The 10,814-nt window shown below is 60.8% G+C and carries 11 protein-coding genes; 9 read left to right on the forward strand and 2 right to left on the reverse strand.

The genetic code is table 11. The features are described 5' to 3' along the window. The 6 genes from ACE3UY_RS17405 to ACE3UY_RS17430 all read left to right on the forward strand — a co-directional run. A partial coding sequence (locus ACE3UY_RS17405) for a GNAT family N-acetyltransferase (RefSeq protein WP_374688755.1) occupies positions 1-244 on the forward strand: 244 nt, incomplete at its 5' end. 211 nt (positions 245-455) lie between these two features. Then, positions 456-2,597 carry an ATP-binding protein gene (locus ACE3UY_RS17410; protein WP_374688756.1) on the forward strand — a complete coding sequence of 714 codons (2,142 nt, stop codon included), beginning with the start codon at positions 456-458 and terminating at the stop codon, positions 2,595-2,597. A 1-nt stretch (position 2,598) separates the two neighbouring features. After that, on the forward strand, positions 2,599-3,960 hold the full coding sequence (locus tag ACE3UY_RS17415) for a DNA double-strand break repair nuclease NurA (protein WP_374688757.1): 1,362 nt from the start codon (positions 2,599-2,601) through the stop codon (positions 3,958-3,960). Next, on the forward strand, positions 3,950-5,062 hold the full coding sequence (locus tag ACE3UY_RS17420; protein ID WP_374688758.1) for a DNA methyltransferase: 1,113 nt from the start codon (positions 3,950-3,952) through the stop codon (positions 5,060-5,062). The genes ACE3UY_RS17415 and ACE3UY_RS17420 overlap by 11 nt, the downstream gene beginning before the upstream one ends. 84 nt (positions 5,063-5,146) lie before the next feature. Beyond that, positions 5,147-5,995, forward strand: a complete 849-nt coding sequence (locus ACE3UY_RS17425; RefSeq protein WP_374688759.1) for a hypothetical protein — start codon at positions 5,147-5,149, stop codon at positions 5,993-5,995. A 159-nt stretch (positions 5,996-6,154) separates the two neighbouring features. Next, positions 6,155-7,369 carry an acetyl-CoA carboxylase biotin carboxylase subunit family protein gene (locus ACE3UY_RS17430; RefSeq protein WP_374688760.1) on the forward strand — a complete coding sequence of 405 codons (1,215 nt, stop codon included), beginning with the start codon at positions 6,155-6,157 and terminating at the stop codon, positions 7,367-7,369. A gap of 63 nt (positions 7,370-7,432) precedes the next feature. On the opposite strand, the gene ACE3UY_RS17435 is transcribed toward ACE3UY_RS17430, so the two are convergent. After that, positions 7,433-7,807 carry a type II toxin-antitoxin system PemK/MazF family toxin gene (locus ACE3UY_RS17435; protein WP_374688761.1) on the reverse strand — a complete coding sequence of 125 codons (375 nt, stop codon included), beginning with the start codon at positions 7,805-7,807 and terminating at the stop codon, positions 7,433-7,435. After that, on the reverse strand, positions 7,804-8,076 hold the full coding sequence (locus tag ACE3UY_RS17440) for a hypothetical protein (RefSeq protein ID WP_374688762.1): 273 nt from the start codon (positions 8,074-8,076) through the stop codon (positions 7,804-7,806). Before ACE3UY_RS17440 ends, ACE3UY_RS17435 begins: the two co-directional genes overlap by 4 nt. Before the next feature lie 126 nt (positions 8,077-8,202). Between ACE3UY_RS17440 and ACE3UY_RS17445 the strand changes: the two genes are divergently transcribed. The 3 genes from ACE3UY_RS17445 to ACE3UY_RS17455 form a co-directional block, all read left to right on the forward strand. Continuing rightward, the gene (locus ACE3UY_RS17445; RefSeq protein ID WP_374688763.1) at positions 8,203-8,862 is read left to right on the forward strand and encodes an HD domain-containing protein; all 660 of its coding nucleotides are present in this window, start codon (positions 8,203-8,205) and stop codon (positions 8,860-8,862) included. 5 nt (positions 8,863-8,867) lie between these two features. After that, on the forward strand, positions 8,868-9,863 hold the full coding sequence (locus ACE3UY_RS17450; RefSeq protein WP_374688764.1) for a tetratricopeptide repeat protein: 996 nt from the start codon (positions 8,868-8,870) through the stop codon (positions 9,861-9,863). Positions 9,864-10,004: 141 nt separating this feature from the next. After that, positions 10,005-10,814: NAD(P)H-dependent oxidoreductase subunit E (locus ACE3UY_RS17455; protein WP_374688765.1), on the forward strand; the 810-nt coding region annotated here is incomplete at its 3' end.

Raw genomic sequence — 10,814 nt, forward strand, 5'->3', positions numbered from 1 at the left:
CTGCTTCTACGTCCGCAAGGATGTCCGGCGCGAAGGGGTCAGCCGGGCGTTGCTCCAGGCCGCGGTCGCGCTGGCGCGTGAGCACGGCGCGGCGGCCATCGAAGGCTTTCCCTTTGCCAGCGGGGTCAAGGTCGGCCGGGAATCTATGGTCGCCGTGGAACCGCTGTTTGCCGCTTGTGGGTTTGTGGTCAGCCGGCGGCCGTTGGCGACGCGGGTGGTGATGAGACGAGAGTTGAGACCATAGCTATAGGAACCACGGATCTATGCCAATATGTTTGTAAATCCGTGGCAGCGGTAAATCGAGGTACTATAATTGTAACAAAGCCTCCAACTAGGGTAAATTGTAGTAATTCTGCATAAGAACCTGAATTTCCCTCTAAGCAACATAGGGAACTATTCCATATTAAAGTTGGGTAACAAGGGTTAATCAGAGTAAATCGTAATAGGAGATGCTTATGGCCGACATTATGTCGACCCTTGCCGCAAGGTTGACGGAACCGGAATTGAGCAAACCGCTCCAAGCCGCCAGTCAAACATTGACATCGCTCGTCGAGGATAGCGCCTATGTAGGCGAAGTCTACTCGCTTGGATACGACGAAGCCCTTGTCCAGATACACGACTTCCACCGCCAAAGAGTCGGCGGCATCCCTGCACTCTCCTTCCTGATCGCCACACGTGTCAGCCCTGGAGCTTTGACTGACGTTAGACAAGAGGACTCATCAGTTGTGCTCTTGCGTGTCCTCGACAAAGCCGACCTCCCCAATGCAGAGGAAGCTTTGCGTGTCCGAGTTGAGACAGCGCAGCGGGTTAGCGGCGAAGTGGCTCGACACTGGGACGACCGGGCCGTTATGGATCCCACGACCCACAACCTGCTTAGCTACGCTGGCGTCCGCTGCCGAGTGCTGGGAACCTACTACATGGTCAATGCCGGCTCCGACGCCAAACCAGAGTTCCGCCTTTATTTTGGTTCGGATCTCAGCAACTACTACCCAAACCGAGGGTTGAAGGTCTTCAAGCCACGTGGTGATGTGCTGAAGGCTATCGTCAACTTCCGCGACCCCCGGTTGGCGGTTTCCATGCACAATAGGCATGTGGCTGTCGGGCAGGTTCGCTATGCATCGAGCCACCGACCTTTTCAAGGCATCGATGGCGTGCCCGTGCAAATCACTCCTACAGACCTTCTTGGCCAGAAGACCGCGCTCTTCGGCATGACTCGCACCGGCAAGTCGAACACCACGAAGATCATTCTCAAGTCTATTTTCGCGCTCAGATGGGGGCAAAACCCCATTCGTATTGGTCAGATCGTCTTCGATCCGAACGGCGAATACGCTAACGAGAATGAACAAGATTCCGGTGGCCACGAGCTCAACGCCGAAGCGATTAAGAACGTTTGGAAGTGTGGCCCGGCTGAGCAACATCAAAGGTTGCAGGGTGATGTCATCACCTACGGCATCGTGGCGCATCCGAACGATCCGGATCGGAAGCTAATGCTGCTCAACTTCTACCTGGAGGCCAATCTCCAGATCGGTAAGGAGATTATTAACGAGGCGCTATCGGACCAGACCTACATTTACTTAAGTAATTTCCGCAACGTCGCGTTTGACCCGCCCGACCCAAACGACCGTTCAGCCCTGACCAGATACAACCGCCGCGTTCTCGCCTACCAAGCCTTGCTGTTCAAGGCCGGTCTGCAAGTCCCGACCGGTCTGACGCCGAACACCCGCAATCTGTTCAATGCGGGTCTGCTCACAGCCCTGAATAAAGACGAAGAGAAAGGCACTGGGAAGTCCCCTGCCGACTACGGCGTCTGCGCAACAATTCTCACCAAACAAACGCCGACATGGGCTGAACTTGCCCAAGCGTTTGAGATACTTCGTGACTACATCAACGATGACAAATCTGGTTGGAGTGCGTTCAACACAGAATATGTTCGGACTAGCAGTTCCGGCTCCTGGGCGGATGATGACCTCAAGAAGATTCTGGAAATGTTTGCCTATCCTAATGGCTCCCGCCTTATTGGACGGGTGAAGGTACAGCACACGCCGAGTACAACCTCTGACTATGCCGCGGACATCTACGAACATCTCCAGGAAGGCAAGTTGGTGATTGTCGATCAATCGAGTGGTAGTACCGAAATTAACAAGGCCGCGGCCGACCGGGTGATGAGGTTGATCTTCGAGGGAAATCAGCAACAGTTCCGTACGGCAAAGACGCCACCTGAAGTGCTAGTCTATGTCGAAGAAGCCCATAACATCCTGCCGTCCTCACGCGAGCTTGATTTCCAAGACATCTGGGTCCGCACGGCAAAGGAAGGGGCAAAATACCACATCGGTTTAGTCTATGCGACACAGGAGGTAAGCTCCATTCAGCAGAACATCCTGCGGAACACAGCCAACTGGTTTATCGGTCACCTTAACAACACAGACGAGACGCGCGAAATCCGAAAGTTCTACGACTTTGCCGACTTTGAAGGCAGCATCCTTCGTGCACAAGACAAAGGCTTTATTCGCGTCAAGACACTCTCCAACCCATACGTCATACCAGTACAGGTTGACCGCTTCCTCATCGAAGACGCCTCAAAAGCTCAGGGGGCATGAGATGCCATACGATGGCGAATACGCGACCTACCGTCCACTGCATCGCATTTCCGAAAGCCAAAGGGTTAAAAACCTTCTTGCCCGATCTAAGCTTTTGGAGACAACGCGAGTCACAAATGTCCCTAGGCCGGTTGAAGCGCCAGCGCAAGCATCAATCCTGCCGCGATTTGTCCTCGCCATTGACGGCAGCTACGCCGAGGTGGACGTAAAGAATGGCTATCCAGGAGCCAAGGTCGGCTATTGTACCGCGGCAAGCGTCCTTCTCGACCTGCATCTTATCGGTGAACTGGATGCTGAGCGCCCAATTGATCCTGTAGAGTTTCGCAAGACAGAGCAAGCTGCTTGCATCGATGCCGCATTACCGGGCAGTAACGTAGTCACACGAAGACAGAACTCTGCGAGGGCGTCTTTCCGCGAGGAACTATACGACCTTTTTACAGATATCGTAGTTGACGAAGACGACCGGACGAACCTGCTTTCAACCTACGAAGCTTTGCTTGCGCTTAAGCCCACGGCCAATCCCCAGCATTGCCCCTATAAGGAGTCACACGGCTGTACCTCAGAGTTCGCTATCGGGCGTGGCTGTACTACGTGTCCGACCTGTGGTCGCCCCGTTTACTCGACAGATGCCCTTCGTATCCACGAGCGATTCCGCGAAGTCGGAACGAACGGCGAGGCGTTCGGCTTGGTAATGCAGGTTCTTGAACGGTTGCTGGCGATTCATTTTTTGCGTTGCTTTGAGCGACGGAATCTGCTGCAACGTCTTACATCCCTCGCCTTCTTCATCGATGGCCCACTAGCGGCATTTGGACCGCCGGCCTGGTTGAGCGCCGCTATCAGCCGGGATCTCAAGCGACTCAATCAAAAAGTACAGACGGCAACTGGCCATGACCTATTGATCTTGGGCATCGAGAAGACTGGGGCTTTCGCGGAACACTTCCAAGAAATCGACCGGATGGAAACGCCAGGACAGCAGCTCTTCTCCGCGAGACAATACATGCTATTGACAGACGGTTACATCAAGGAACGCGTCCTGTATTCCGACAGCCATAAGCGATATGGCGAAGATACCTACTTCGGTCGCAAGTTCTTCTACAAGACGCAGAGCGGAGCACGGATTGTGGCCAGCATTCCGTTTCTGTCTAATGCTCAAGACACTATTGATAGCGACGATATTTCTCTATATCCTCAGTTTGCCACCGTATGCACGCTTCTAGACCGCTTGGCGTCTTCGCAGTACGCAAACGCAGTGTCTCCGTTGATTGCAGCCAATGCCCATGCTGCTATCCCACTACAACTTGGGTCAAAGGTATTGACGCAATTAGCCAGGATGCTCCTAGGAACGGCAGGGAATGGCAAGTAACGGCAAGACTTTCAGCACTGCAGCCGAAAGGTGGGAAGGAATCGGGCCATACTATGCCATGTTCCCGACTCGCTTTGCCGACGCTGTTATCGAAGAGCACACGGCGGCAGGTGATGTAGTGCTTGATCCGTTCGCCGGCCGCGGGACTGCAATCTTCAGTGCGGCGGCATCGGGGAGGGTCGGGATCGGCGTCGAGATAAGTCCAGTTGGATGGGTCTATGCGAGTGCCAAGCTCAGTCCTGCGTCTTCGGAGCAAGTTGAGCAGCGGCTGCTAGAGATTGCCGACATCAGCGATGAATACGCCGAGCAGGCCCAGTCCTTGCCGAAGTTCTTCAGTGAGTGCTTCTCTCCTTCTGTCCGGCGCTTCCTACTTGCAGCGCGGGTCGGTCTCGATTGGCGCAGATGCACCTGCGACAGGACGCTCATGGCGATCTTGTTAGTCTACCTCCACGGTAAGGAAGGTCAGGCTCTGTCGAACCAGATGCGCCAAACAAAGGCTATGTCACCGGACTACGCCATCAAGTGGTGGGCTGAGAACGGAAAGAAGCCACCTAACCTCGATGTTGTAGAGTTCATGCGGCAGCGAATCCGCTGGCGATATGCAAAAGGTGTAGTTGAGGCAGACGGAAGCCGGGTATATCTGGGCAACAGTGTTAACCTCCTACCACAACTAGCGCAGCTAGTGTGTGAAGAAGAAGTGCCGAAGGCCAAGCTACTGCTCACATCGCCACCATACTTCGGCGTCACCAACTACCACTACGACCAGTGGCTTCGACTATGGCTACTCGGTTTTGAGACTGACGCTTATGTCACTCGAGGGCCGTACCAGGGCCGGTTCACCCATCCAGTCCGCTACCGGAGCCTTCTCAAGGAAGTCTTTTGCCATGCGGCCGAGCTGGTCACGGATAATGCTGTAGTCTACGTCCGCACGAGCAAGGATCCATTTACCAAGGAGGCTACTCTCGACGCGATGCTTGCAGCGTTCCCGCAGAAGCGGCTAGAGGAAAGATTCCAGCCGTTCCGAAAACCGACGCAGACTCACCTCTTCGGCGATAAGACACTAAAGGCGGGCGAAGCAGACCTGATCTTGCTGCCATCATGAAAGTAGATGCGCTCTTCGACTCCAGCCAAAAACGTCTAATTGTCCGCGCACATAGATTGTGACACCCTAGAAACGGACTGACCCTTGGTCACGGACAAACCGAAGCCTAGCATCGGCCAACTCTCCGAGCGCTCCCTCCACGCCGCGCTCAAGGAACACCTGCGCCAACCGGGCGACGAGCTAGAAGTCAAACTCGGCCGCTACGTCATTGACATCGTCCGCGACGACCTGCTCATCGAAATCCAGACCCGCCACCTCTACGCTCTGCGGCCGAAATTACGCCGGCTGCTGGACGACGGCCGCCGCATCCACCTCGTCCACCCCCTGCCGGCCGAACGCTGGATCGTCCGCGAAGACGCCGCCGGTCGCCCCCTCTCCCGGCGCAAGTCGCCCAGGCGCGCCGCCGTCCACGACATCTTCACCGAACTGGTGCGCGTGCCTGACCTGGCCGCCCACCCCAACCTGACGCTGGAGGCGCTGCTCATCCAGGAGGAGCAGGTGTGGCGCGACGACGGGCAGGGGAGTTGGCGGCGGGGGCGGTGGAGTTTGGTGGATCGGCGGCTGCTGGGCATCACCTCATCGTGGCTATTTGTGCATCCAAACGATTATCTGGCGTTGTTGCCGCGCAGCCTACCCGCGTCCTTCACCAACGCCGAGTTGGCCGCGGCGCTGAAGTGCCCACGCGCGCTGGCCGGCAAGGCGACCTATGCACTGCGGAGCATGAACGTATTGGCGACGGTGGGGAAACGCGGGCGGGCCAACTTATATCAAATCCTGGCGACCGCATCTCTATCCGACGCTTCGCCGAGGGATAAGGAGCGACGAGACGCCGAAGGATACCGGCTTGCACCTCTCGATGAGGAGGAGATTGAAATCTGGCAGCCAGTACAGGATTGGGGTGACGAGTTCGATCCGGGAGGTGAAACGAGGTGATCATGCTGCCTGAGCGGCTCTCTTCGCCCCCTCCTACTTTCTTGCTACAATATCGTCCATTCGCTTACCGCACGGGCCACGGACGACACAGTACCGAGACCGCCTGGCAAAATCTGTACAATCTGTGAAATCTGTGGATTCTTCTTCAGGAGTAGCACCATGTCCGACCAGCGCCCGATCACCATCCTCTGCCTCGCCAGCGAATTCAAGGGGTTACCCTTCATCGAGGAGTGCGCCCGGCAGGGGGCGCGCGTCATCCTGATGACCGCTGAGAAGTTCGGCGACCGCGAGTGGCCCTGGGACAAGATCGCGGTGCACCACAACATGCCCGACCTGCACACCCAGCCCAACATCACCTACGCCGTCAGTTGGCTGGCCCGCGGCAACGACATCGACCGCATCGTGGCCCTGGACGACTACGACGTGGCGACGGCCGCCGCCCTGCGCGAGCACCTGCGCCTGCCCGGCCTGGGCGAGACGGTCGCCCGCTACTTCCGCGACAAACTCGCTATGCGCGCCCAGGCCGCCGGAGCGGGCATCCGCGTGCCGGCCTTCACCGGCCTGTTCAACTACGATCGGCTGCGCGACTACATGGCCCGCGTCCCGCCGCCCTGGGTGCTGAAGCCGCGCTTCGAGGCCGGCGCCATCGGCATCCGCAAGCTCCACGACGCGGAACAGGTCTGGCGGGCGCTCGACGAGTTGGGCGACCAGCAATCGTTCTACCTGCTGGAACAGTTCTTGCCCGGCGACGTGTACCACGTGGACGCGCTGGTGTGGGAGGGGGAGGTGGTCTTTGCCGTCAGCAGCCGCTATGGCGCGCCGCCGCTGAGCGTGACCCAGGGCGGCGGCATTTTCAACACCCGGCTGCTGCCGCGCGACTCGGCCGAGTTCGCGGCGACAACGGGCATGGCCGCCGACATCTTCCGCGCCTTCCGCCTGTCGCGCGGCGTCACCCATACCGAGTTCATCCACGCCCACGCCGACGGCCAGTTCTACTTCCTGGAGACGGCCGCCCGCGTCGGCGGAGCGCACATTGATAAGATGGTCGAGGCGGCCACCGGCATCGCCCTGTGGCAGGAGGCGGCGCGCGTCGAGTTGGCCGCCGCGCGCGGCGACGCGTACCGCGTGCCGGAGCATCGCGAGGACTATGCCGGGCTGATCATCTGCCTGGCCCGCGACGAGTGGCCCGATCTGTCGGCCTACAACGATCCCGAAGTCGTCTGGCGCGTGCCGCGGGCCAACCACGCCGGGCTGCTGTTGGCCTCGCCCGACCCGCAGCGCGTCGAGCGCCTGCTGGCCGACTACAACGAGCGCTTCGCCCGCGACTTTCTGGCCCACGCGCCGCAGACGAAGCAGGCGCGGACGACGATCTAGCCGGTGTTCCAGCGGGTGCGACGCACTTTCTGAAGTGCGTTGCATCTCATACAGGCACACCCCTCACAACCCCAAATTGAACCTCAACGCCTCGTCCACGGCCTGTAGGCGCGCCTCGCTGAGTCGGCCAATAGGGCGGATTGATCGGTCGCCGGGACGCGCCCGTAGCCGGCTCTGTGGACCGCTTTGCTGAATGGTCGCCATCTGAGCGCAGTTGATCGCGCTGCGTGCTGGCAACCCGCTCTCTTCCGGCTCCACGACGACGATGAAAGGAAAGGATTTAGGCGGAATGGTGCGTGTGATGGCAACAACAACTGTAGTCGGACTATACTGATTGCCAACGTCGTTCTGAACCACCAACGCTGGCCGCAAACCGCCCTGCTCGCTGCCCTTCACCGGTTCAAACTCCACCCAGTAGATTTCGCCGCGCCTGATCATGCGGCATCGTCCCACGGCGCGGCTATGGCAGCCGCCTCAGCCGTGGACGGGCCGCTGGCCGCGGCGAACTCCTCCGCCTCTGCGGCATAGAACCGGTATCCTTCAGCTGCCAGTTCTCGCTCTTCATCCGACATCAGCGAAGCCAACGCTTGGCTGATCACTTGGCTGCGGCTCGTGCCGGTCGAACTGGCGCGTCGATCCGCGTAGACAACAAGTTCGTCAGGTAAGGTAATTGTTACCTTTCTGGATCTGGTTAACTGCGCATTCATCACTTTGCACCTGTATAGGTCGGTATATTCGAATGATACCACCTTCTGGTATGATTGTCAGCCTTATTAAACACCCTTATTGAATCAATTAGCCTGCTATTGGCGCGTCCGGTAGAATAGGCGGAGATGCCATCTAATTGGGAAGCACATTTCGCCACCTTCATCGCCGCCCAACTGCCCGCTGGCGATCCCGCCCACGACCTGGCTCACGTCCGGCGCGTGGTGGCCAACGCGCGCATGCTGGCCGCGGCTGAGGGGGCCGATCTGGCCGTCGTCCTGCCCGCGGCCTGGCTCCACGACTGCGTTGTCGTGCCCAAGCACTCTGACCAGCGCCCGTTCGCCTCGCGGCTGGCGGCCGAGGCGGCGGCCGGCTTTCTGAGCGAGAACGGCTATCCCGCCGCCCACATTCCCGCCATCCGTCACGCCATCGCGGCCCACAGCTTCAGCGCCGGCATCCCGCCGGAGACGCTGGAGGCGAAGGTCGTCCAGGACGCCGACCGGCTGGACGCGCTGGGGGCCATCGGCATCGCCCGGACGCTGCTGCTGGGAGGGGTCATGGGTAAGCCGCTCTACGACGAGGCCGAGCCGCTGCCGCAAACCCGCCCGCCCGACGACCGCCAGAACGTCATCGACCACTTCTACGTCAAGCTGCTGCGCCTGGCCGAGCAAATGCACACCGCCGCCGGCCGGCGCGAAGGGGAGCGACGAACGCGGCTGATGCGAGTATACTTGGAGGAACTCAGCCGCGAGCTGGCCGGCGGCGACCTAATTCCTCCTAATTCATAATTGTCATGACCGCCACCGTCCGCCGCTACGAACTCGCCCTGGACATCGGGGAAGAAGCTGTTCGCCAGGAACAGTGGCCGCAGGCCCTCACCTGCTTCCAGACGGCGCTGACCGGCCTGCCCCACGAACCGCGCGTCTACGCCGGGCTGGGCGACACCCACCTGGCGCTGGCCGACCTGGGCCGCGCCCTGGCCTGCTACAAGGAGGCGGCGCGGCTGGCCGGCGACAACCCGACCTACACCGGGAAGGTGGCCGTGTTGCAGGAGCGGCTGGGAATGCTCCCCGACGCGGCGCGGAGCTACCGGCTGGCCGGCGACATCCTCTGGAACCGGCAGGAGTTCGACTCCGCCGCCGACGTGTGGAAACAGGCTCTCGCCCTTCAGAGTGACATGCTCGGCGCCCACGAGCGGCTGGCGATGGACTCTCAGCGGCGCGGCGACCCCCTTGGCGCGGCCCGCCACTACCTGGCCCTGGCCCACGGTCTGCGCCAACAGGGGCGCTTTCTGATGGCTCTGCACGTCTGCTGCACCGCGCTGACCGCCTTGCCGGAGAACCGCATGGTTTGGGAAGCGGCTGAGGAGACGTGGCGCTCCGTCGCCACCCGTGATCGGGCTACCCGCGACCGGGCTGGCCGCGCGCGTCGCGCCTACTATCGCACGACGCGCGTGGAGCCAGGCGATCTGCTCAAGGCCGCGACCGACTTCGCCCAATGGCAGCTGACGGCTGCGTATCGCCAGAGCACCTTGCGCCGCGACGCCGTCCAACGGGCCGCGCGCGACGCCCATCTGCGCCAGGCCATGCTCAGCGAGGCACGCGGCCAGGCCGGGCAGGCCATCACCGCCTACGAGAAGGCCATCGCCGCCGGGCTGGACATCCCCGCGGCCTTCTTCGCCCTGGGGCTGCTCTACCGGCTGGTTGGCCGCCGGAGCGACGCCCGCGCCGCGCTGCTGCTGGCCTCCCGCCACCCCTTCTACCGCCGCGCCATCGCCCTGCTGGAATAATAGACACCTCCCACCGTTTCATCCCTGCCGATCCTGGTATATAATGTGAACCTGTTCGCCATTTGACCGGCGAACCGCGGGCCTCCCACCCGCGCCCACCACCACGAACGGGCTATTGCTTGTCCCTGAGGAGGCACAAGTATGGTGCAGCCTGAAGCGATTGAGATTGATCGGGCGGCGCTGACGCCGGTGCTGAACAAGTACCGGGGGCACGGCCGCGAGGCGCTCTTACCTCTCTTGCACGAGGCGCAGGCCATCCACGGCTGGCTGCCGCGCGAAGTCCTGGAAGCCGTCGGCGAGACGCTCCACGTCCCCTTATCTGACATCCATGGCGTCGTTGAGTTCTACTCCATGTTCTACAACGAGCCGACCGCCCGGCGCGTCATCCGCGTCTGCTTCGACCCGGCCTGTCACATGGCCGGCAGTCCGGCGGTGCGCATGGCGATCGAGGAGCGGCTGGGCCTGAAACCGGGCGAGACGAGCGAGGACGGTAGCGTCACCTATGAGACCGTGCCCTGCCTGGGCATGTGCGAGCACGCGCCCAACGCCCTGAACGGCGACCGCGTGGCCGGCGACCTGACGCCCTCCGACGTGGACGCCTTCCTGGCCGGCGTCTACCCCGAGCCGGAGCCGAAGATCTACGGCGGGCCGCTGATCAAGCTGGCCCGCGCCGGCAAGGTCAACCCCATGAGCCTGGCCGACTTCGAGAAGTACGGCGGCTACAAGGGACTGCGCAAGGCCATGACGATGACGCCGGAGGAGATCATCACCCTGCTGAAGGGCAGCGACGTGTTGGGCCGGGGCGGCGCGATGTTCCCTGTCGGCCTGAAGTGGGAGATGACCCGCAACGTCCCCGCCCACCCGGCCGAGAAGCACATCATCGCCAACGCCGACGAGAGCGAGCCGGGTACGTTCAAGGATCGGGCGCTGATGGAGCAGGATCCGTTCAGC

The organism is Promineifilum sp. (SeqCode), from assembly GCF_041918635.1.
Lineage (GTDB): Bacteria > Chloroflexota > Anaerolineae > Promineifilales > Promineifilaceae > Promineifilum.